The organism is Variovorax sp. H27-G14, from assembly GCF_046156345.1.
Lineage (GTDB): Bacteria > Pseudomonadota > Gammaproteobacteria > Burkholderiales > Burkholderiaceae_C > Variovorax.
Map to the genome: position 1 here is coordinate 40,777 of NZ_JAYLVN010000011.1, position 22,741 is coordinate 63,517.

At 67.0% G+C, this 22,741-nt stretch carries 19 protein-coding genes; 14 read left to right on the forward strand and 5 right to left on the reverse strand.

Going from position 1 to position 22,741, the window contains the following annotated elements:
• The first annotated feature begins 46 nt into the window (after positions 1–46).
• Together VLK31_RS23045 and VLK31_RS23050 are read left to right on the forward strand one after the other, a co-directional pair.
• On the forward strand, positions 47–931 hold the full coding sequence (locus VLK31_RS23045) for a LysR substrate-binding domain-containing protein (protein ID WP_409170941.1): 885 nt from the start codon (positions 47–49) through the stop codon (positions 929–931).
• A 95-nt stretch (positions 932–1,026) separates the two neighbouring features.
• Positions 1,027–1,884: an alpha/beta fold hydrolase gene (locus tag VLK31_RS23050; RefSeq protein ID WP_409170780.1), complete on the forward strand. Its 858-nt coding sequence runs from the start codon at positions 1,027–1,029 to the stop codon at positions 1,882–1,884.
• 30 nt (positions 1,885–1,914) lie between these two features.
• Here VLK31_RS23050 and VLK31_RS23055 read toward each other — a convergent pair whose 3' ends face one another.
• On the reverse strand, positions 1,915–2,712 hold the full coding sequence (locus VLK31_RS23055; RefSeq protein ID WP_409170781.1) for an IclR family transcriptional regulator: 798 nt from the start codon (positions 2,710–2,712) through the stop codon (positions 1,915–1,917).
• 197 nt (positions 2,713–2,909) lie between these two features.
• Between VLK31_RS23055 and VLK31_RS23060 the strand changes: the two genes are divergently transcribed.
• The 4 genes from VLK31_RS23060 to VLK31_RS23075 are packed head-to-tail and all read left to right on the forward strand — an operon-like array spanning position 2,910 to position 8,247.
• Positions 2,910–3,935: a tripartite tricarboxylate transporter substrate binding protein gene (locus VLK31_RS23060; protein ID WP_409170782.1), complete on the forward strand. Its 1,026-nt coding sequence runs from the start codon at positions 2,910–2,912 to the stop codon at positions 3,933–3,935.
• 18 nt (positions 3,936–3,953) lie between these two features.
• Positions 3,954–4,754: an enoyl-CoA hydratase/isomerase family protein gene (locus tag VLK31_RS23065; protein WP_409170783.1), complete on the forward strand. Its 801-nt coding sequence runs from the start codon at positions 3,954–3,956 to the stop codon at positions 4,752–4,754.
• A gap of 5 nt (positions 4,755–4,759) precedes the next feature.
• Positions 4,760–6,880 carry an acetate--CoA ligase family protein gene (locus VLK31_RS23070; protein ID WP_409170784.1) on the forward strand — a complete coding sequence of 707 codons (2,121 nt, stop codon included), beginning with the start codon at positions 4,760–4,762 and terminating at the stop codon, positions 6,878–6,880.
• A gap of 32 nt (positions 6,881–6,912) precedes the next feature.
• Positions 6,913–8,247: an MmgE/PrpD family protein gene (locus VLK31_RS23075; RefSeq protein ID WP_409170785.1), complete on the forward strand. Its 1,335-nt coding sequence runs from the start codon at positions 6,913–6,915 to the stop codon at positions 8,245–8,247.
• A 61-nt stretch (positions 8,248–8,308) separates the two neighbouring features.
• Here VLK31_RS23075 and VLK31_RS23080 read toward each other — a convergent pair whose 3' ends face one another.
• The gene (locus VLK31_RS23080; RefSeq protein ID WP_409170786.1) at positions 8,309–9,217 is read right to left on the reverse strand and encodes a LysR family transcriptional regulator; all 909 of its coding nucleotides are present in this window, start codon (positions 9,215–9,217) and stop codon (positions 8,309–8,311) included.
• Between the two features lie 120 nt (positions 9,218–9,337).
• Between VLK31_RS23080 and VLK31_RS23085 the strand changes: the two genes are divergently transcribed.
• The 7 genes from VLK31_RS23085 (at position 9,338) to VLK31_RS23115 (ending at position 18,359) form a co-directional block, all read left to right on the forward strand.
• A complete protein-coding gene (locus VLK31_RS23085) occupies positions 9,338–10,330 on the forward strand; it encodes a Bug family tripartite tricarboxylate transporter substrate binding protein (RefSeq protein ID WP_409170787.1) in 993 nt (330 codons plus the stop codon).
• 15 nt (positions 10,331–10,345) lie between these two features.
• A complete protein-coding gene (locus VLK31_RS23090) occupies positions 10,346–11,515 on the forward strand; it encodes a serine hydrolase domain-containing protein (RefSeq protein ID WP_409170788.1) in 1,170 nt (389 codons plus the stop codon).
• Positions 11,516–11,700: 185 nt separating this feature from the next.
• Positions 11,701–13,248, forward strand: coding sequence for a methyl-accepting chemotaxis protein (locus tag VLK31_RS23095; RefSeq protein WP_409170789.1), 1,548 nt, complete (start codon positions 11,701–11,703; stop codon positions 13,246–13,248).
• A 217-nt stretch (positions 13,249–13,465) separates the two neighbouring features.
• Positions 13,466–14,695: an ABC transporter substrate-binding protein gene (locus VLK31_RS23100; RefSeq protein ID WP_409170790.1), complete on the forward strand. Its 1,230-nt coding sequence runs from the start codon at positions 13,466–13,468 to the stop codon at positions 14,693–14,695.
• An 82-nt stretch (positions 14,696–14,777) separates the two neighbouring features.
• A complete protein-coding gene (locus VLK31_RS23105) occupies positions 14,778–15,653 on the forward strand; it encodes a branched-chain amino acid ABC transporter permease (RefSeq protein ID WP_409170791.1) in 876 nt (291 codons plus the stop codon).
• Positions 15,654–15,679: 26 nt separating this feature from the next.
• Positions 15,680–17,602, forward strand: a complete 1,923-nt coding sequence (locus VLK31_RS23110; protein WP_409170792.1) for an ABC transporter permease subunit — start codon at positions 15,680–15,682, stop codon at positions 17,600–17,602.
• A gap of 34 nt (positions 17,603–17,636) precedes the next feature.
• Entirely contained in the window at positions 17,637–18,359 is a 723-nt protein-coding gene (locus VLK31_RS23115; protein WP_409170793.1) for an ABC transporter ATP-binding protein, read from the forward strand.
• A gap of 72 nt (positions 18,360–18,431) precedes the next feature.
• Here VLK31_RS23115 and VLK31_RS23120 read toward each other — a convergent pair whose 3' ends face one another.
• From VLK31_RS23120 to VLK31_RS23130, 3 genes are all read right to left on the reverse strand, one after another.
• Positions 18,432–19,394: an IclR family transcriptional regulator gene (locus tag VLK31_RS23120; protein WP_409170794.1), complete on the reverse strand. Its 963-nt coding sequence runs from the start codon at positions 19,392–19,394 to the stop codon at positions 18,432–18,434.
• 14 nt (positions 19,395–19,408) lie between these two features.
• Positions 19,409–20,371 (reverse strand): Bug family tripartite tricarboxylate transporter substrate binding protein, encoded by a 963-nt coding sequence (locus tag VLK31_RS23125; protein WP_409170795.1) that lies wholly within the window; start codon positions 20,369–20,371, stop codon positions 19,409–19,411.
• Between the two features lie 187 nt (positions 20,372–20,558).
• Positions 20,559–21,026, reverse strand: a complete 468-nt coding sequence (locus VLK31_RS23130) for a PaaI family thioesterase (RefSeq protein WP_409170796.1) — start codon at positions 21,024–21,026, stop codon at positions 20,559–20,561.
• A 146-nt stretch (positions 21,027–21,172) separates the two neighbouring features.
• Between VLK31_RS23130 and VLK31_RS23135 the strand changes: the two genes are divergently transcribed.
• A complete protein-coding gene (locus VLK31_RS23135) occupies positions 21,173–22,726 on the forward strand; it encodes an acyl-CoA synthetase (protein ID WP_409170797.1) in 1,554 nt (517 codons plus the stop codon).
• The last annotated feature ends 15 nt before the right edge of the window (positions 22,727–22,741 follow it).

Genomic DNA, 22,741 nt, shown 5'->3' on the forward strand with positions numbered 1-22,741 from the left:
ACACGACGATAGGGTGCTCCAGCTATAGCAGCTATGCTCGATGGCTATGGAACTGCGTCAGCTTCTCTACTTCGTGACGGTGGTCGACGCCGGAAGTCTCAGTCGAGGTGCCGTGGTGCTCGACCTCGCCCAGCCCAGCCTGAGCAGGCAGATCGCGCTGCTCGAGGCCGATCTCGGACAACGGCTGCTCGTGCGAACAGGGCGGGGCGTGCTGCCGACCGAAGCAGGGGAGGCCTTGCTGGTTCATGCCCGCGCGATGCTCGACATTGCACGGCAAGCGCGTGATGCGCTGCGCGACATGGACGAGAGCCCTGCCGGCCGCATCATCGTCGGCATGCCGCCCCGTGTGGCGCTGGGCTTGAGCACGCCGCTTGTCCAGCGATTCAGGGAGCGGTTTCCTCGCGCCGTGATCACGGTGCTCGAAGGGCTGAGCGTGGCACTGCGCGAGTCATTGATTGCGGGAAGGCTGGACCTTGCGCTGCTGTTCGACCCCGCGCCCTCACCCCAGTTGACGTTTCAGCCGCTGATGCGAGAAAAGCTGCTGCTGGTCGCCCCGCCCGCAAGCCGATTGCCGGCCAAGGTGGGCCTTGCCGCATTGGCGAACTACCCGATGGTGCTGCCGAGCGCACCGAACGCCATTCGCCATCTGCTCGACTCTGTGCTGAACCCGCGTCGCATACAGCTGCAGGTTCTTGCGGAAGTCGGTGCGGTTCAAACCGTGCTCGCGTTGGTGGCGACGGGCGTTGGATGCACCATCTTGCCGGAAAGCGCGCTCCGGGCGAGCGGCAACGAGAAGCTGCAGCGCGCGCCCATCGGGCCGCCCACGATCTGGAACGCCATGGTGCTGGCGACGCCGGTGGCCCGCCCCGCAACGCGGCTGATGCGCGGGACCGCGCAGCTCCTGCAGGAACTCGACTTCCGGCGCCCTTAGGCTGGCAAGGTCGGATCGCACATAGCCGATAGACATAGCTGATATAGATGCAATCAGCTTACGGGCAAGGGTCTCGCGATGGAGACTTCGCCCCCATGCCCACTGAAAACCAATCAACGCCCGCTGCCATGGCGCCGTCGCAGAGCAAGCTCGTCTCGTACCGACCGAGCCACACGAACGCAGATGTCCAGATCGAATTCAACGACCAGGGCACGGGGCCCGTGGTCTGCATCCTGCCGTCGCTGGCGCGGTCGGGGCGAGACTACGACGTTGTGGCGGCCCACCTCGCCGCATCGGGCTTTCGCGTCTTTCGGCCCGAGCCGCGCGGCATCGGTCGCAGCAAGGGGCCGATGGACGGACTCGATCTGCACGACTTCGCGCGCGACGTTGCCGCGGTGCTCGACAGCGAGAAGGTCGGCCCTGTCGTGATCGTCGGCCATGCGTGGGGCAGCCAGCCGGCCCGCACGCTGGCGGCGGACCGTCCCGATCTCGTGCGCGGCGTCGTCATGGCGGCGGCCTCTGCCGGCAAGCTTGCGCCCGGCTCGACCGAGAGGCCCTACAGCCGGCTGCGCGAAGAAATCGATGGCGCGGGCGATCTCTCGCTGTCGGAAGCCCGAAGGCTCGAGTGCCTTCGCAAGGCTTTCTTCGCGCCGGGGCACGACCCCAGCGTGTGGCTTGGCGGCTGGTTCCCTGCAGCCCACGAAGTACAAGCTCGCGCCCGCGAGATCACCCCGGTGGACGACTACTTTTCCGCGGGCGACCGTGTCCCCATCCTCGATCTCCAGGCCGAGCATGACGCCGTGGTCATCCCCAACATCATGAAGCCGATGCTGGGCGATCGCGTCACCGTCCAGATCATTCGCGACGCGGGGCATGCCATGGCCCCCGAGCAACCGCGCGCAATGAGCGACGCCATTGCGTCTTTCGCGCGCAAGCTGTACCGCGCGGACTGAGCCATCTGAAGGACCACGTCAAAGGCCTGCTCAGCCCAATGCCAAAAGTGCGGCGATCGCTTTCTCCCGTAGCGAAAGCAGCGGGCCGCTGAGTTCCTGCGCCACATCGTCCATGGCGGCTGTGGTGGCGACACTGACGTTGAGCACATAGACCGGGCGGTCCGCCAGAACGATCGGCGTCGACAGGGCGATCACCTCCGGTTGCCATGCCGCGCTGCAGTAGCCGCGCTGCTCCACGCTCAGTTTCGCGGACTGGATCTCGTCGCGCAAACGCCCCCACCCGGTGGGGCGCCTGCTGCGCCACTGTGCCAGCAGCGCGCGCCGCATGGCTTGCGGCGCCACTGCCAGATACGCGCGGCCCAACGATGTGAGTTCCATCGGCACCCGTCGACCTGCAACCACATGGCGCAGCGCCACGCGGCGGTTGTAGCGAACGGATTCGAGATACACCATTTCGTCGCGGTCCGGCACCGCCAGGCCGACGTTGATGTGCATCTTTTCCGCCAGTGCACGCATCAGCGGGGCCACGGTATTGAGCACCGGCGAGCCCGCGCGCATCGCGTGGGCCAAGCTCAAGACCTGCGCCGCAAGGCGGTAGGCCCGATGGGCGCGATCGTGCTCCAGCAAGCCGGTTTCCACCAGCGTTTGCGTCAGGCGGCTCACGGTGGCGCGCGACAGCCCGGTGCGTTCCGCGAGCTCGCCGTTGCCCAGCAGATCGGCCCCTGGCCTGAACGCTCTGAGCACTTCGACACCGCGCACCAGCGACCGGTTGAGCGCCGGGTCTTCATGGTGGGGGCGGCGCGCTTTGGCAGGGGGCGTGGTCGACATGGTCCGCAGGTGAAGTGGGGTGCTGAAAACGCGAGAAGGGGCGCCGTGCAGCGTATCACCCATTTCCATCTGCTGGAAATGGGGGGCTGTGCGAAGCGCCTGTCAAACCTAAGCTCCACGCATTCGATGAGCAACGCAGTCAATGCGGCCGTCGACGGGGCTTCTCGTACTTCCCTTTGCAAACCGGAGACAAATCCATGCAGATCACGCCGACCTGGGCGCGCGCCAAACGTGCCGCCTTTTTCTCTTGCGCCACTGTGGCGGCAAGCCTGGTGGCCTTCGCCGCGTTGCCCGCTTCCCCCGTCTTTGCGGCATTGGCGGCGTTTCCGGACAAGGCCGTGAAGATCGTGGTGCCGTTCGCACCGGGCGGCGGCACCGACCTTGTGGCGCGGACCATGGGCATCACCATGGGCCAGGAACTGGGCCAGCCGGTCATCATCGACAACAAGCCCGGTGCAGGCACCCTCATCGGCACCGACGCCGTCGCCAAGAGCCGACCCGACGGCTACACGCTGGTCATGGCGACCGTCGCGCATGTGGTGAACCCCAGCCTGCTGTCGAAGCTGCCCTATGACTACGAGAAGGCCTTCGCACCCGTCATGCTGGTGGGCATTTCGCCGAACGTGCTCGTCGTTCGGGCCGAGAGCCCTTACAAGTCCGTGGCCGACGTCATTGCCGCCGCCAAGGCCCATCCCGGCAAGCTCTCGTTCGCATCGCAGGGCGCCGGCACGTCGGCGCACCTCGCAGGTGAACTCTTCAAGAACCTCACCAAGACCGAGATGACGCACATCCCCTACCGGGGCGCCGGCCCGGCCATCACCGATCTGCTGGGCGGCCAGGTCGATGTCATGTTCGCAACGGCGGCCGCAGTCGGCACGTTCGTGGAAAGCGGCAAGCTGCGGGCGCTGGCCGTGACGACCGCAACGCGCTCCACGGCGCCCTCGCTGGCCAAGGTGCCGACCGTCGCGGAGAGCGGCGTGCCCGGTTACGTGGCGGACAGCTGGTATGGCCTTTACGCGCCGGCCGGAACGCCACGCGACGTGATCATGAAGCTCAACGCTGCCGCCAAGAAGGCCGTGCAGACCGAGGCCTTCCGCAAGCGCGTGGAAGGTGAAGGCCTCGTGATCGACGCCGGTTCACCGGAGGCGTTCGACCTCTACGCCAAGGGCGAGGAAGCCCGCTGGCGCAAGGTCGTCAAAGAGAACCGCATCACCACCGACTGAGGCTCAAGGGAAAACGAAATGACCGAACACCTGATCGAACTCGACGTTGCCAATGGCGTGGCCACGCTGTGGCTGAACCGCCCTGAAAAGCGCAACGCCATGAGCGACGACATGCGCACCGAATTCATTGCCGCCCTGGAACACGTGGCCAGCGACAAGGCGATTCGCGCCCTGGTGCTGACGGGCAGGGGCAAGGGCTTCTGCGCCGGTGGCGACATCGCCGGCATGCAGCGCCGGATGCAAGCGCCTGCGGGCGAGGTGGGCTTCAACGGCTGGGCCCGCCAGCAACGCGTGCACCACACGCAGTCGCTGCTGCACACCATGCCCAAGCCGACCATCGCTGCCGTCAACGGCGCCGCGTCGGGCCTGGGTGCCGACACGGCGCTTGCCTGCGACTTCATCATGGCCTCGGAGGCGGCGAGCTTCACTTGGTCTTACATCCACCGCGGCATCATTCCCGACGGCGGCGGCATGTACTTCCTGCCGCGCCGCGTGGGCCTGGCCAAGGCCAAGGAGTTGATCTTCAGTGGCCGCAAGGTCGAAGCCGAAGAGGCGCTTCGCCTCGGCATCGCCGATCGCCAGGTCGATGCGGACAGCCTGGTGGCGCAGGCGCAGCGCTGGGCGGCCGAAATGAGCAAGGGCTCCGCCACGGCGCTGGCCCTGGGCAAGACCATCCTCAACCAGAGCTTCGAGTTGTCGGCCCATCAAGTGTTCGCCCAGGGCAGCCAGGCGCAAGGCATTTGCTACACCAGCGCTGAGCATCGCGAGTCGGTGATGGCTTTCCTGGCCAAGACATCCGGCACGGCCGCCAAGGAATGAGCGCCATGAACGACATGAACGACATGAATGCCATGAGCGCCGTGAGCGCCATCTCCAGGCTCCTCAGGCCCCGCAGCGTCGCCGTCATCGGCGCCTCGGGCGACCCCACCAAGACCGCTGGCAGGCCCATCGCTTACCTCGTGAAGCATGGCTTCTCCGGTGACATCTATCCGGTGAACCCGAAGGCCGACCGCATCGGCGAGCTGGCCTGCTATGCAGACGTGGCGTCGCTGCCGGCGGTGCCGGACGTGGGCATCGTTTTGCTGGGAGCCGAGCGTGCTCACCTGGCAGTGCGCGACCTGGCCGCTCGCGGCACCGCCGCCGCCATCGTGCTGGCCAGCGGCTACACCGAGACCGGCGAAGAGGGGGCACGCCGCCAGCGGCAGTTGATGGAGGCGGCCGGGTCCATGCGCATCCTGGGGCCGAACACCATCGGCCTGGTCAACCTCACGGACAACATCGTGCTTTCGGCCACGGGGGCGCTGGAGATGGCGCACTTTCCGGTCGGCGGCATCGGCGTGGTGTCGCAGAGCGGCGGCATCCTTGGCTCACTGCTGTCTCGCGCGGCGGTGCGCGGCATCGGCCTGTCCAAGCTGATCTCGACCAGCAACGAGGTCGACCTGGAGTTGGCGGACTTCATCGATCACCTCGCCGAAGACGAGGCCACCAAGGTCATTGCGCTGTACGTCGAGACGGTGCGCAATCCGCAGAAGTTCCGCGCCGCGGCACTGAAGGCCGCACGGGCGGGAAAGCCCGTGGTCGCTTTCAAGATCGGCCGCTCCGAGGCGGGCGCCCAGGCCGCGGTGTCGCACACCGGCGCGCTGGCCGGTGCCGACCGCATGTACGACGCGCTCTTCAGGCAGGTGGGCGTGATCCGTGCGCAGACCTTCAATGACCTGCTGGACATTCCGGCCGCGCTGGCCACCGGCCGCAAGCTGCGCGGCAACCGGGTCGCGATTCTGACCTCCACCGGCGGCGCCGGCACGCTGGTGTCGGACGACCTGGGCTTGTCCGGCTTCGATACGCCCGCCCCCGATGCCGCGACGGCACAAGCATTGCGCGCGCTGCAGACCGGCGACCATGCCGTGCTCGATCGAAACCCGATCGACGTGACCCTGGCGGGCCTGCGGCCCGACCTGTTGCGCGGCGCCATCGACGTGCTGTTGAAGAGCCCCAGCTACGACGCCTTGGCCATCATCATTGGCTCGTCCAGCCTGGCCATGCCTGAACTGATGGCCGGCGCGATCCAGGATTGCCTGCCGACCTCGGACAAGCCCGTCATTGCCTACCTGAGCCCGCATGCGCCGGAAATTGGCGCACTGCTGACCCAGCGCGGCGTGCCCGCCTTTGCCGCGGCGGAAAGCTGCAGCGCCGCGCTCGGCGCCATGCTGCGGGTCGGCCAATGGAAAGACCCCGGCGAGCCGACGGCCGCCGCGCACCCGGTCGCCGTAGGCGATCTGCCTTCGGGCTCGCTCGACGAGGCACAGGCCAAGCAGCTGTTCAGTCGCTTCGGTGTGTCTTGCGCGCGCGAGCTTGTCGTGACCGCACCTGAAGAGGCGGAGGCCGCGGCGCGCGAACTCGGTGGCCGGGTCGTGCTGAAGATCCTGTCCGCGCACATCACGCACAAGAGCGACGTCGGCGGCGTCGCGGTGAACCTCACGCCCGAAACAGTGGGCGCGCGCCTGCTGGCCATGGCCTCCGAGGTCGAGGCCAGGACCGGCACGCGGCCACAACGATTTCTGGTGCAGGAAATGGTGGCCGGCGGCACGGAGCTCATCCTGGGCATGCACCGCGATGCGCTGGGCACGGCCATCCTGCTGGGCATGGGCGGCATCACCGCCGAGCTGTTCAAGGACACGACGATGCGGCTCCTGCCGGCCCAAGGTGGCCTGGGCCGCGACGAAGCGCTGGGCATGGCCAGGGAGCTGAAGACCTGGCCGCTGCTGGACGGCTTTCGCGGCCGGCCCAAGGCCGATGTAGCGGCCTTGGTGACGGCCATCGTCGCTTTCTCCGGCATGGCGGCGCAACTGGGCGACCGTCTGGTCGAAGCCGAGATCAATCCGGTGTTCGTGCTGCCGCAGGGGCAGGGCGTGCGCGCCGCCGATGGCGTGGTCGTTCTCGCCTGAAGAAACCGAACCCTTGAATCAGGAGAACCTGGATGCACGCAACAGAAGTATTTGCGCGGTACGCGGCCGAGTTCGACCGACAGCCGCTCCCGGCCGATGTCATGCACCACGCCAAGCGCGCTGTGATCGACTGGTACGCATCGCTTTTCCCGGGCCTGGATGCGGCACCGGTGCGCCTGTTGGAGCAAACCCTGGCCGACGACCTCGACCGGGGTGGCGCCTTGCTGGCGGGCGGGCGCCCCGCCACTGCGCGCGCTGCCGCGCTCATCCATGGCACGGCCGCGCATGCCGCGGAGGTCGACGACAGTTTTCGCGAGGCCATGTACCACCCGGGCGCCGCGACCATCGCGGCCGCACTGGCTGCGGGGCAGGAGACGGGTGCCTCCGGGCTTCAGTTCCTGCGCGGCGTGGTGCTGGGCTACGAGGTGTCCACGCGAATCGGCGTGGTGATGGGCCGGCCGCATTACAAGTTCTGGCACAGCACGGGGACCGTGGGCAGCTTCGGTGCCGCCGCTGCGGCTGGTGCATTGATGGCGCTCGATGAGGCGGCCTTTGCCCACGCACTGGCCACCGTTGCCACCTTCACGGCGGGCCTGCAGCAGGCGTTCCGCATGGATTCGATGTCCAAGCCGCTGCATGCGGGGCGTGCGGCGGAGGCCGGTCTTCTCGCGGCCCAACTGGCGCGGCGCGGCCTCACAGGTTCTCTGGACGTTCTCGATGGCGAAGCAGGGCTGGGCCAGGCCATGAGCAACGGCCCGGACTGGTCGCAGGTCGGCGCGACGCTGGGGCAGGACTTTCACATCACCCGCCTCACCTTCAAGAACCATGTCGGCTGCGGCCACACCTTTCCCGCGGTCGATGGCGCCCTTGCGCTGAAGGCGATGCATAACTTGGCCATCGACGACATCGTGCGCGTGCGTGTCGGCACCTACCGCCCCGCGTTGGACATTGCCTGCTACGAGCGGCCGGCCTCCGCCAACGAAGCGCGCTTCAGCCTGAAGTACATGGTGGCGTCGGCCCTTGTGCATGGCAGCGTGCGCATGGCGGCTTTCGAGCCAGCGCGCCTGGAGGACCCGGCAACGCGAAGCCTGATGGCGCGCATGGAGGTCACGGTCGATCAGGCGCTCGACGCGGCGTTTCCGGGCCAGCGCGCCGCACGCATCGATATCGACACCGCGGACGGACGCCGGCTGAGCCATCTGCAGCCCAACAGGAAGGGCGACCCCGAAGACCCGCTCAGCGACGCCGACTTGGAAGGCAAGTTTCTCGAACTGGCCACGCCGGCAATTGGCGCGGTGCGTGCGGGGGCGTTGCTCGAGCAGCTTTGGCACCTGGAGCAGGCGACCGGGCTCGAACGGCTCGCCTGACGGGTGGCGGTTTCCGCCTGCGCCCGCTGCAGCGCGTGCCAGGCGCGTCTTGCCCAACGCCTCAGCGGTCCCGCATATGTTCCGCGCAGAACGCCTGCACGATCTCCAGCGCCGGCGACTCGCTCGCGCCTTCCAGCGTGATGAAGGCGAACTGCGAAGTGAGGCGCAGCGGCTTGGGCATGCGCAGCTCCACCAGTTCGCGCTGGTCGATCAGCGTGCGCGCCGTTTCCACCGCACCCAGAAACACCACGTCGCTGGTTCGCACCAGCTCCAGCAGGCAGGCGGCCTCGTCGGACTGAAAGCGCACCGCGTCCTTGAAGTGCAGCGCCTTGCCGAAGTAGGCGTCCAGGCTTTGCACCGCCTCGCGGCTCAGGCCGATGCCGCTCGCAGCCAGCGGGTAGTGCGCGAGCCTCGACAGCGACATGGCCTCGGCGCCGCACAGCGGATGGTCGCGGCGGCAGACGAAGCCGATGCGCATCTCGGGCAGCAGCTTCACGCTCAGGTCGTCATGGCGCGGCAGCAATCGTTTGTGCACCACCAGGGCGTCCACCGCGCGGTCGCGCAGCGCCACCAGTTGCTGCTCCGCCGGCCCGCCGATCAGATGCACCCGCAGGCGCGGGTAGGTTTCAGCGATGTGGCGCAGCAGCGGCAGTGCCAGCACCGCAGTGGGCGCCGGCCCCAGCGCGAGCCGCACCGCGCCCAGCGCTAGGTCCGCGAGCAAGGCGGCGCTGCGCTTCATCTCCGACACCTCCAGCGTGACGCGGCGCGCGCGCGAGGCCACCAGCGCACCCAGCGGGGTGAGGCCCTTGCGCTTGCCTGTGCGGTCGATGAGCGGGCCGCCCAGTTCGTCTTCCATCGCCTGGATGCTGCGGCTCAATGCGGGCTGCGTGAGGTGCAGCCGCTCGGCGGCGCGGCTGAAGGAGCCGGTGTCGACCACGGCCAACAGATGCTCGAAATGCTGGAGGTTCATTGCTCGGGCTCCTTTTTTTAAGCATGCGGCCAGGTAATACTGGTGTGATTAATTATGCATTGGACGTGCTGTTGGGTCGGGCCTAGCATCGCCAGCGATTTCACTCATCGAAAGCCGCCCATGACCTGCCTGTTCTCTCGCCTCCACGCCGTTGCGGCATGTGTGCTGGCTTCGGCCGGTGCCTTTGCGGTGGCGCAGCCGGCATCCCCCTCGTACCCTTCCCGGGCGATCACGCTCGTGGTGCCCGTGGCGGCAGGCGGTGCGGCCGATGCACTGGCGCGCTCGTGGGCCGAACGCGTCGGCATCGCGATGGGTCAGCCCGTGGTGGTCGACAACCGCCCCGGCGCCAACGGGAGCGTGGCCGCAAGCTACGTGGCCAAGCAGCCGCCCAACGGCTACACGATCCTGTTCGCGAGCACGTCGAACATGTCGCTCAACCCCTTCTCCTACAAGTCGCTGTCGTACGACCCGGTGAAAGACTTCGACCCGGTGCTGATGCTCGCCGGCACCTCGCAGGTGCTGGTGACCAGCGCCGCCACGGGCATCCGGTCGCTCGACGATCTGCTGAAGGCCGCCAAGGCCAAGCCCGGCGGGCTGGACTTCGGCTCCGCCGGCAAGGGCAACTCCACCCACCTCAACGTCGAGTTTCTGGCGCAGCACTACGGCCTGCAGATGACGCATGTGCCCTACAAGGGCGCGGCGCCGGCCATGGTCGGCCTGATCGGCGGAGAGACCCAACTGGTCGCCGATGCCGTGGTCAGCGTCGTTCCACAAGCGAAGAGCGGTCGCGTGGTGCCGCTGTTGATCTTCGGCAGCCAGCGCTCCCCCGCCTTCCCGGACGTGCCGACGGTCTACGAGGCAGGGCTGAAGAACTATCCCGCCGGCGGCTGGTATGGGCTGATGGTGCCCAAGGGAACGCCCAAAGCGGTGGTCGCGCGCCTGAACAGCGAGACCGAAAAGTTCTGGGCCGACCCGGTCGTCAAGCAACGCATGGACGCGCTCTACATGGACCCGCCGAGCGCGCTCGGCCCCGAGGCCGTGGCGCAGGCCATGAAGAAGGAGGCCGCCGTGTGGGGCCCCGTCATTGCCCGCCTGGGCATCCAGAACGACTGAAGCAAGGGCGAAGCGATGAACCCTTCTTCCATGTCTCCCATGGCCATGCCCCGCGTCCACCTGCCGCGCAGCGAAGACTTTCTGCTCTGGTCGCCCTGCCTGCAGTCGTACGGCTACCGCATCGTCGACCAGCTGTTTGCGACACGCCCCATCGCGCGCGGCGTCGCGCGGCCGATGCGGCGTGGGCAGGAACTGCAGCTCCGCTACAGCCACGCGGGCGAGGCCCGCACCGTCGAAGACTTCATGGACCGCAACAGCGTGGCCGGGCTGCTGGTGGCGCGTGACGGCCAGGTGCTGCTGGAGCGCTACGGCCTGGGGCTGCTGCCCGGCGAACGCTGGAGCACCATGTCGACCGTCAAGTCGATGACCGCCATGCTCGTGGGCGCGGCGGTGCGCGACGGCGCCATCGGCTCCATCGACGACCCGCTCGTGCGCTACCTGCCGCAGTTGCAGGGCTCGGGCTATGCGCGCGTCACGGTGCGCCACCTGATGACGATGTCGTCGGGCGTGGGCTGGTCGGAGGTCTACACCGACAAGCACTCCGACGTGAACCGCTACAGCAAGTCCCTCGCCGACAAGGTGCCCGGCGGCGTGCTGCGCATGCTGCAGGCGGTGCCCGCATTGCACGAGCCCGGTACGCAGTGGCACTACAACACGGGCGACACCTTCCTGCTCGGCTGCGTGCTGTGCGCAGCCACCGGCACCACGCTGGCCGACTTCATGGCGCAGACGGTGTGGAAGCCTTGCGGCATGGAAGACGAGGCGTACTACACGCTGGAGTCCGAAGGCGGCCAGGAAATAGCCGGCAGCCGCGCCGGCATGTCGTTGCGCGACATGGCGCGCTTTGCGATGCTGGTCGCCGCGGACGGCGTGCAGGACGGGTTGCAGGTGCTGCCCGCGGGGTGGGTGCAGGCAGCATCGCAGCGCGCGTTTCAGGTGCCCGATGCATTCCATCCCGCGCGGCTTTCTCTTGGCGTGACGGGCTACGGCTACGGCTGGTGGCTCACGGACGACGGCGCCATGCTGGCGCTAGGGCATTCGGGGCAGCGCATCTATGTGCACCGCAAAGAGCGCCTGGTGGTCGTCAACCTTGCGGTGTACCCGGAGCCGCGCTACGCGAGCGCAGGGGAGCACGACCGTGATGCGGAGTTGAATAGCTTCATTCAGGCGTGCCGGTCGGCGTGAGCGCGGGCAGGGCCGCGGCGCTGCGCGCTGGTCTGGAACCGTCACCCCGCGCGATGCGCTGAAGTATTTAGTCTTTTGTACTAAACATTTGCGTGCCCCGGCCGATATACGAGCAGGCCCCGGCCATCCGGCCTTTGCGCCTCTTTGTTTGTGAGAGCCGTTTCTTTCCTTTTTGGGAGCACGCCATGAAGAAGTTCAAGGACTACAGGATCGGTACGCGCCTGGGCATCGGGTTCTTCGCGGTCATCGCCTTGCTGATGGCCATGGTGGCCATCGGCATCAGCCGCATCCAGGCCGTGGACCGCAACACCGAAATCATTGCGCACGACCGCTATGCCAAAGTGGCGCTCGCACAGACCATCGAGAACGAGGTCAACAAGCAGTCGCGCGCATTGCGCACGGCCCTGATTGCGCGCGACCCGGCCGCGGTCGAAGCAGAGCTTGCAAAAATCGACGCCTCCGCCCCGGTGATTGCCCAGGCCACGGACCGCCTGAAGCTCATCATTCACACGCCAGCAGGCAAAGAGGCCCTGCAGGCGCTGCTGGCGGCGCGCAGCACGTTCCGCGCGCACGAGGAGCAACTGCTGCGCCAGATCAAGGCCGGCCAGATCGAGCAGGGGCGCGACTACCTGGTCAAGGAGATGCTCCCGCCCCAGACCGCCTACCTGTCCGCCATCGAAGCGTTCTCGCGCACCCAGGTGCAGGGCATGGAGCAGTTCGCGGCAGAGGCGGCCGAGCTGGCCCATGGCGCCACGGTGCTCATGCTGGGCATCGGCGTGCTGGCAACGGTGCTGGCAGGCGTGATTGCGGTGGTGCTGACCCGCTCGATCACGCGGCCCGTCGGCGAAGCCGTGCGCATCGCCGAGACGGTGGCCGCCGGCGACCTCACGTCGCGCATCGAGGTGCGCAGCAACGACCAGACGGGCCAGTTGATGCGCGCCCTGAAAGCCATGAACGACAGCCTCTCCCACGTGGTGGGTGGCGTGCGCGGCAGCACGGACGCCATTGCGCTGGCATCGGGCCAGATTGCCGCGGGCAACCAGGACCTGTCGGCGCGCACGGAGGAGCAGGCCAGCTCGCTGGAGCAGACGGCCGCGGCCATGGAGCAACTCACCAGCACCGTGAAGCAGAACGCCGACAACGCGCGCCAGGCCAACCAGCTGGCCGTTCAGGCCTCGGCCGTGGCGGTGGAGGGCGGCAGCGTGGTGGGGCGGGTGGTGCAGACCATGGACGCCATCCATGCGTCGTCACGCAAGGTGGCGAACATCATCGGCGTGATCGACGGCATCGCGTTTCAGACCAACATCCTCGCGCTCAATGCGGCAGTGGAGGCGGCCCGCGCGGGCGAGCAGGGCCGGGGCTTTGCCGTGGTGGCCGCGGAGGTGCGCAACCTGGCCCAGCGCTCGGCGGCAGCAGCAAAGGAAATCAAGGGCCTGATCGACGAGTCGGTGGGCAAGGTGGGCGAGGGCAGCCAGCTGGTGGGGGAGGCCGGCAAGACCATGCAGGCCATCGTGGGCAGCGTGCGGCGCGTGACCGACATCATGGGCGAGATCTCCGCGGCCAGCCACGAGCAGACCAGCGGCATCGAGCAGATCAACCACGCCGTCGCGCAGATGGACCAGGTGACGCAGCAGAACGCGGCCCTGGTGGAAGAGGCGGCGGCCGCGGCCCAGTCGATGCAGCAGCAGGCCGGCAACCTGGTGCAGTCGGTGAGCCTGTTCAAGCTGGCCTAGCTGGCTCGACCGGCTCGACCGGCTCGACCGGCTTGACCGGCTTGACCGGCCTGGCCGGCGTAGGCTGGGGCGCCGCCCCGCGCATGGAACCGGTCTGGATAGGGTTGTCACTCTCCGGCGCGGATTTGTTATCGACTATGTTTTGGATGCCTCGCGCTTGCGCGTCGTCGCCTTCTGTCTCGTCCAGACTTTCAAAAACATCGTTGGAGACCTTTTCATGCACTTCCGATTCAAGCTGCTGGCCCTGACCAGCGCGCTCGCCCTGTCGGCCGCCGCCTTTGCGGCCGACCCGATCAAGATCGGCGTGGACGGTCCCTACACCGGCGGCTCTTCCTCCATGGGCGTGAGCATGCGCGACGGCGTGCGCCTGGCCACCGAAGAAATCAACAAGGCCGGCGGCGTGCTGGGCCGGCAGATTCAGCTGATCGAACGCGACGACGAAGCCAAGAACGAACGCGGCGTGCAAATCGCCCAGGAGTTCGTCAACAAGGAGAAGGTGGTCGCGGCCGTGGGCTACATCAACACCGGCGTGGCGCTGGCCTCGCAGCGCTTCTTCCAGGAGGCGAAGATTCCGGTGCTCAACAACGTGGCCACGGGCTCAATCATCACGCACCAGTTCGACAAGGACCCCGAGAACTACGTCTTTCGCAATGCCGCGCACGACAGCATTCAGGCGCCGATGATCGTGGAAGAAGCCGTCACCCGCCGCGGCTACAAGAAGGTCGCCATCCTGGCCGACTCCACCAACTACGGCCAGCTCGGCCGCGAAGACCTGGAGCGCGCGCTCAAGAACAAGGGCATCACGCCCGTGGCCGTGGAGAAGTTCAACATCAAGGACGTCGACATGACGGCCCAACTGCTGAAGGCGAAAGAAGCCGGCGCCGAGGCCGTGCTCACCTACGGCATCGGCCCCGAGCTGGCCCAGATTGCCAACGGCATGACCAAGCTGGGCTGGAAGGTGCCAATCGTCGGCAGCTGGACGCTGGCCATGGCCAACTTCATCGACAACGCCGGCCCCGGTGGTGACGGCGCGCGCATGCCGCAAACCTTCATTCAGGAGCCGACCACGCCCAAGCGCAAGGCCTTCATCGAGGCCTTCGTCGGCAAGTTCAAGCCCAAGAACAACCGCATGGACTCACCCGTGTCGGCCGCCCAGGGCTACGACTCCATCTACCTGCTGGCAGCCGCCATCAAGCAGGCCGGCAGCACCGACGGCCCGAAGATCAAGGCCGCGCTCGAAGACCTGCAGGCGCCCGTCGAAGGCGTGGTCACCACCTACAACAAGCCCTTCAGCAAGACCGACCACGACGCCATCACCGCCAACATTCCGGTGTTCGGCGAGGTCAAGGGCGGGCGCGTGGTGTTCGCCAATGCCGACGACCAGAAAAGCGCGGGCACGGTGCGCATGAAGAACATGGCGGCCAACGACGCCCTGCTGACGAAGTAAAGACCGGCTGCAGCGCCGGCGCCGCCCCGGGACCCGTCCTGCGGCGGCGCATTTTTTGGTCCATCGTTTTCCGCGAGCCGCCATGCAAATCCTCACCCAACTCATCTTCAGCGGCATTGCGCTGGGCATGATCTACGCCGTCATCGCGTTCGGCTACCAGCTCACCTTCGCCACGTCGGACACTTTGAACTTCGGCCAGGGCAATGCCCTGATGCTCGGCGCCATGGTCGGGCTCACGCTGGTGAACATGGGGCTGAACTACTGGCTGATGATTCCGCTGGTGTGCCTGTTCGGCGCCTTCCAGGGAACGGTGGTGGAGCGCATTGCGGTGCGCCCGGCCATCAAGATCAAGTCGGAGTTCGGCTGGATCATGTCCACCATTGCGCTGGGCATCATCTTCACCAACGTGGCGGAGAACGTGTGGGGGCGCGACGACCTGAAGTTTCCGTCGCCGCTGCCGGAGTCGCCGCTGCACTTTCTGGGCGCCAACGTGCTGCCGATGGAAATTCTGGTGGTCGTGGGCGCGCTGCTCATGATGCTGGCCGTGGAGGTGTTCAACCGCCGCTCGATCTACGGCAAGGCCGTGGTCGCGACCTTCAATGACCGTGACGCGGCCAAGCTCATGGGCATCAACACCGGCCTGGTCATCACCTTCTCTTATGCGCTGTCTTCCATGACGGCGGCCTTTGCGGGTGTGCTGATCGCGCCGCTCACGCTCACGGGTGCGTCGATGGGCGCGGTGCTGGGGCTGAAGGCCTTTGCGGTGGCCATCATCGGCGGGCTGACCAGCGGCATGGGCATCGTGGTGGGCGGCATCATTCTGGGCATTGCCGAGACCACCACCGGCTTCTATCTGAGCACCGGCTACAAGGACGTGCCCGGGCTGGTGCTGCTGCTCATCGTGCTCGCCGTGCGGCCCTCGGGCCTGTTCGGCAAGGCTGCCATCAAGAAGGTGTGAGCACTGTCGCAATGAACCCAGAAAAAATGAAAACCAGCCACCTTCTTCTGGCAGTGGCGGGCGTGGCCGCGCTGCTGCTGTTTCCGATAGGCATCGACAACCCGTACTACATTCACCTGCTCGAGACCATCATGATCTACGCGATCCTGCTGTTCGGGCTCGACATCGTGGTGGGCTACACCGGCCAGGTCTCGCTGGGCCATGCGGGCCTGTTCGGCCTGGGCGCCTATGCGGCCGGCGTGCTGGTGTTCAAGCTGGCGGCGCCGTTCTGGATCACCGTGCCATTCGCCATTGTGTTCACGGCCGGCTTTGGCGCGCTGCTGGCCCTGCCGGCGCTGCGCGTGTCGGGGCCGTACCTGGCCATGGTCACGCTGGCCTTCGGCACCATCATTCAGATTCTCATCAACGAGATGAGCTTTCTGACCGACGGCCCCATGGGCATCAAGCTGGAGAAGCCCTCGCTGTTCGGCCACAAGCTGGACGACCGCGAGTACTACTGGGTGGTGGCGGTGCTGATGGTGCTGGCGCTGGTGGTGGTGCACCGCATATTACGCTCGCACCTGGGCCGGGCCTTCGAGGCGCTGCGCGGCAGCCCGGTGGCCTCCGACTGCATGGGCGTGTCGGTGTACCGCTACAAGGTCTATGCCTTCGTCATCAGCGCCGGTTTTGCGGGGCTCGCGGGCAGCCTGTATGCGTACTCGGAGCAATACATCTCGCCCAACTCGTACAACTTCGAGCTCACCGTGCTGTTCCTGCTGGCGGTGATCATGGGCGGGCGCAAGAGCCGCATTGGCGTGATGCTGGGCGCCACCATCATCGTGCTGCTGCCCAAGCTGCTGGACGACGTGGTGCTGTTTCGCTACGTGTCGGTGGTGCTGGCGGTGCTGGTGCTGGTGACCGCGGTGGTCGCCGTGCGGCGGCAGCGCGCCACCCCGGTGCAGATGGCCATTCCGGTGGTCGGCAGCATCGCGCTGGCGGGCCTGGCTTTCTGGCTCGACGCCATGACCGACTGGCGGCTGTCGATCTTCGGCGTGATCATGCTGTTCGTCGTGTACTACCTGCAGGACGGCATCGTGGGCTTCGTGCGCAAGGCCTTCAACATGCGCCGGCCCGTGGCGTCTGTTGCCGCAACGGGTGGCGCGGCGCCGGCCGATGCGGTGTCTACCGCGGCCCATGCCGGCGGCACCGAACACGTGCTGGAGGCCTCGGGTGTGCTGATGCAGTTCGGCGGCCTGAAGGCGCTGAACAACGTCGACCTGCGCATCCGGCGCGGCACCATCCACGGCCTGATCGGGCCCAACGGTTCCGGCAAGAGCACCATGATGAATGTGCTGACCGGCATCTACGTGCCCACGGCCGGTGCCATCTCCTTTGGAGGGCGCTCGCTGGTGGGGCGCACCTCGGCCGACATCGCGCTGTCGGGCATTGCGCGCACCTTTCAGAACGTGCAGCTGTTCGGCGAAATGACCGCGCTGCAGAACGTGCAGGTCGGCCTGCACCACAGCTTTGCGAGCAACCTGCTCGACGTGGCGGTGAGCACGCCGCGCTACCGGCGCGAGAGCGCGGCGGCCGTGCAGCGCGCGCTGGGGCTGCTGAAGTTCGTCGGCCTGGAGGCGCTGGCCACCGAAGAGGCGCGCAACCTTCCCTACGGCAAGCAGCGCCTGCTGGAGATTGCGCGCGCACTGGCGCTCGACCCGCAACTGCTGCTGCTCGACGAACCGGCCGCCGGCCTTACCGCGCCGGACATCAAGGAGCTGCTGAGCATCATCCGCAAGATCCGCGAGCACGGCGTGACCGTGATCCTCATCGAGCACCACATGGACGTGGTGATGAGCATGTGCGACACCGTCTCGGTGCTCGATTTCGGCCAGAAGATCGCAGAGGGCGAGCCGGCCAAGGTGCAGGCCGACGAGAAGGTGATCGAGGCCTACCTGGGCGGCACCGCATGACGCACAACGCTGACGCAAGAGCAGGAAACCCCCCATGCTGACCATCCAGAATCTGTTCGCGGGCTACGGCAAGGTGCAGGTGCTGCACGGCATTTCCATCGAGGTGCCCAAAGGCAAGGTGGTGACGCTCATCGGCTCCAACGGCGCCGGCAAGACCACCACCATGCGCGCCGTGTCCGGAATGATCGCGCCTACGGCGGGCGAGATTACGCTCAACGGCAAGCGCATCGACGGCCTGGAGTCGTACCACATCGCCAAGCTGGGGCTGGCGCATTCGCCCGAAGGCCGGCGCGTGTTCGCGACCATGACCGTCACCGACAACCTCACGCTGGGCGCCTTCCCGCGCCTGACCGGCAGCCGCCCGCGCGGCGACGTGGCGGGCGACCTGGAGCGCGCGCTGGAGCTATTTCCGCGCCTGAAGGAGCGCCGCACGCAACTGGCCGGCACGCTGTCGGGTGGTGAGCAGCAGATGCTGGCGATGGCGCGCGCGGTGATGCTCAACCCCGAGGTGGTGCTGCTCGACGAACCCTCGATGGGCCTGGCGCCGATTCTGGTGGCCGAGGTGTTCCGCATCATCGAGCGGCTGAAGGGCGAGGGCGTGACGATGCTGCTGGTGGAGCAGTTCGCCGCCGCCGCGCTGGGCGTTGCCGACTACGGCTATGTGCTGGAGAACGGGCGCATCTCGCTTCATGGGCCGGCCGAGAAGCTGCGCAGCGATCCGGCGGTGAAGGCGGCGTACCTGGGCGGTGGGCACTAGGCGGTTGCGGCGCCTTTTTTCAGACTCACCGCGCAACAAAAGGCGCTGCGCGCGCCGAGGCTCGAAGCCCGCTTACCTGCGCGATGGAAGCAGGGCCGACAGCGCGTCGGCCTCCTTCTTCATCGTCAACGCCAGCTCGGTGCCGGCCGCGCCGGCCAGCTTGTCCGACAGCCCCGTCGCAACCAGCGTGTGCGCAATGCGCCCCGACGCATCGAGCAGCGGCACGGCGATGACGGTGACGCCGCTCATGTAGTAGCCGCGGTCGATGCTGAAGCCGCGCTTGCGCACCTGCTCCACCTCACGCTTCCAGGTGGAGAAGTCGAGCGGCTTGTCCCAGCGCAGGGTCTTGAAGCGCTTTTCTATCTGCGGCCAGGTTTCGCTGCTGAAGGCCGCTACCAGGCGGCCCGTGGCGCTCACCAGCGCGGGGAAGCGGCTGCCGACATCCACATGCAGGCGAAAAGGCGCGTTGGAGCGCGACAGGGCCAGCACCACCATCGATTCCATGTCGCGTGTTTCCACGCCGATCATCGTCACGTTCCAGTCCCGGGCCAGCACGTCCAGCACCGGCTGTGCAAGGCTGGCGAAGCCGCTGCTTTCGATGGCGCTGCGCGCCAGGCTCAGCATGCCGGTGCCCAGCGAGTAGCGCTTGGTGTCGCTGTCGATCTTGACCAGGTCTTCGGCGATCAGCGCGCGAAGAATGTGCAGGCAGGTGCTGGGCACCAGCTCCAGTTCGTCGGCAATGGCCTTGACGCCCATCGCGTTGGCGGAGCGCCCCAGCAGCCGCAGGATGGCCACGGCGCGTGTGACCCCGGGAACCGGCCTCACACGCACGGGCTTGATCGGCTTGATGGGTTTGATGGGCGCGGGGGGCTTGGCGAGCGCCCTGGTCGGCTTGGAGGCGTTGGAGGCGTTGGTGGGGCTGGTCTTCATGGGGCTTGCGATGGGCGGGCGCAAGCTTAGCTCAGAAGGTGTACGGCGGCCCAGGCCGGCCCAGGTGTTGCCGACCATGGTGAAAGCGGTGTTCAGCGCGGTCATGGTGTGTGCGCGACCTAGTCCGCCTTCATGCCCGAGGTCTTGATGATCGGCTCCCACTTGCGACGCTCGCCCTGCACGAAATCGGCAAGCTGCTGGCGCGTGCCGCCGCCTGGGTCGAAGCCGTAGTCCAGCAACTGCTGCCGGGTTTCGGGCCGCTTGAGAATGCGGTTCATGGCCTCGTTCAACACGTCGAGCACCGGTGCAGGCGTGCCGTGCGGCGCGAAGAGCGCGTTCCATGCAATGACCTCGAAGCCCGCATAGCCCTGTTCGGCCACCGGCTTCACGCCCGGCACCAGCGCGCTGGGCACCGAAGACGTGACGGCGAGGGCGCGCACATGGCCCGCCTGCATCTGCGAACGCAAGGCCGTGGGCGTGTCGACCAGCAGCGGCAGTTGGCCGCCCAGCACATCGGTCATCGCACTGCCGGAGCCCTTGTACGGCACATAGAAGATCTTGAGGCTGGAGCGCTCCTTGAGCAGCTCGATGACCAGGCGCGCACTGGTGCTGGGCGTGGCGATGTCCGCGGAGCGCGGGTCGCTCTTGAGCGCGCCCACCAGGTCGGCGACGGTGAGCATCGGCGACTTGGCGTTCACCGCCAGCACCATCGGAAAGCTGCCCGTCAGCACGATCGGCTCGAAGTCCTTCTCGGTGCGGGTGCGCGAGCCGGCGTAGAGGTACTGGTTCACCGCATGCGTGGCATTGGTGCCCATGGTGAGCGTGTAGCCGTCGGGCGCCGCGTCCGCGGCCAGGTCGGTGCCCAGGTTCCCGCCGGCGCCGGGGCGGTTGTCGACGATCACCGGTTGCCCCAGTTCCTTGGCCAGCTGGTTGCCCAGATAGCGCGTGGCGATGTCGGTGCCTTGCCCGGCCTGGTAGGCCACGATGATGCGAATCGGCTTGGCGGGGTAGGCCTGCGCCAGCGCGCCCGGCGAACAAAGAGCGATGGCGCAGCCCGTGGCGAGCAGCTTCAAGAATCTCATTTTTGTCTCCTGTGAAGGCATCGATGCCGCGCCTGGCGCCCGTTCGACGGGTCTGTGTTGCAGGCTTGGCCCCGCACCGAAAGGCGGCCCGTTCAGGGTACGTCAGCGTCGGTTGCGGCTTGGAGGCAAGTATCAAAGTCGCGTTGATGCTTGTCAAATACGACATGAAGTTGTACTAATACAAATATCAATCCGGTCTCTGGCCGCTTGTGGCTGACGCATTCGCAGCAGGCGCATGCACCTTCATGAGCGCCTGTGCCACCAGCACCTCCCGGCCCTCGACCTGCAGCAGGCCGCGCATGAACAGCAGGCTGGCGGTGCGCCGCACCAGCTGCGCACGCGCCTCGATGAGCACGCCGGTTGTCACGGGCGCCAGAAATTGGGTGTCGAGTTGCACCGTCACGCAAGGCGAGCGCCCGGCGGCCTCCCAGCCCACGGTGCTGATCGCGTGATCGGCCAGCGTCGCCAGCAGGCCGCCATGCACGACGCCGGCCGGGTTCAGATGCGCTTGTGTCGACCAGACGGCATAGCACCAGCTTTCGCCTTCGCGCAGCGCCCACAGCGGCCCCGCGCCCGACATGAAGGCGCCGGCTGATCGAACCCGGCGCCAGCCTGCGGCGGCCAGTTTCTCGAAGGGGTCTGCAGCTTCTTGCATGGGCGTGAGCTCCTTGTGGGGGATGAGAGAACCCGCAATTTCTACCTCAGCCTGGTATTTGCGTTTGTCTATGTACAAATGCGTGATGCATTTGACAATTCAAAGCAGCGAATCGCATAGTTGGGCACCGCAAGAGGACCTGAACCATGACCCAACTGACCGACTACACCACCTTCGCCGACGCACAGGCGCACTGCTCCACCGAGAAGCTCTGGGCGCTGTTCAGCGGGGATCGGCAGTCGTTCAACATCGCCCATGAATGCGTCGACCGCCATGCGAGCAGCGACAAGGTCGCCATCGTGGTGGCGTATGCGAACGGCAGCGAAGAGGTCATTACCTTCAAGTCGCTGTCGCGCCTGTCGAACCGCTTCGCCAACCTGCTGGTGGCGCGCGGCGTGCAGCCCGGCGACCGCGTCGCGGTGATGCTGGAGCCCTCGCTGGCCTTCTACGTGGCGATCTTCGGCGCCATCAAGACCGGCGCAATCGCGGTGCCGCTGTTCACGCTGTTCGGGCCCGACGGCATTCGCCTGCGCATGGAAGACTGCAAGCCACGCATGCTGGTGACCAATGCCGAGAAGGCGCCGGTGTGCGAAGGCATGGACGGCGTGGATGTGTTCGTCGCCGACGGCGGCCTTCTGCAGAGCCTGGCCGCGTTCCCGGACACCTTCGAGGTGCGCACCAACGCGGAGGACTACGCCATCTTCCAGTACACCTCCGGCACCACGCGCGAGCTGCCGGCGGCCGTCAAGCACAGGCAGCGCGCGCTGGTCACGCTGATGCTGGCCGCGCTGTACGGCACGGGCATTCGGCCTGGTGACCGCTTCTTCTGCCCGTCGTCTCCCGCCTGGGGGCACGGGCTGTGGCACGGCACGCTGGCGCCGCTGGCGCTGGGCGTGACGATTGGCGCGTACTCCGGCAAGTTCGATGCGCCGCGCCTGCTCAAGGCTCTGCAGCACGGTCGCTTCAACGCCATCTCTGCGGCGGCCACGCACTTTCGCATGATGCGCAACTCAGGCGCCGCGGACAAATACAAGTACTACCTGCAGAAGGTGTCCTTCACCGGCGAGCCGATGGACAGCGAAACCGAAGACTTCGTGCGAGCCACCTTCGGGCGGCCGGTGTGCAGCATGTACGGCACCACGGAGATTGGCGTGGTGCTGGTCAACTACCCCGGCGCGAACGATTTCAAGGTGAAGCCCGGCTCGCTCGGCAAGCCCATTCCCGGCGGCCGCATCGACGTGCAAGACCCGCAAGGCCGCACCTGCGCCCCCGGCGTGGTGGGCGAGCTCAAGGTCTGGCGCAACGACGCCTGGATGCCCACCAAGGACCTGGGCAAGGTCGACGCGGACGGCTACTTCTTCCACGCCGGGCGGGCCGACGACGTGATCATTTCCGCGGGCTGGACCATGAGCGCGGTAGAGATCGAAGACGCGGTGCTCAAGCACCCCGACGTGCGCGAGGCCGCCGCCATTGGCGTGCCCGACGAGCTGCGTGGCCAGGTGGTCAAGGCGTTTGTCGTCACCGAGCGCGAGGGCAGCGAGGCCTTCACCAAAGAGATTCAGGACCTTGTGCGCAGCCGCTTGAGCCAGCACGAGTACCCGCGCCACGTGGTCTTTGTGTCGGACCTTCCCAAAACGCCCGCGGGCAAGGTCCATCGCAAGGTGCTGCGGGACCGCGAGCGCGAGCCGGCAAGCGCCTGAGCCTTCACCACGTTC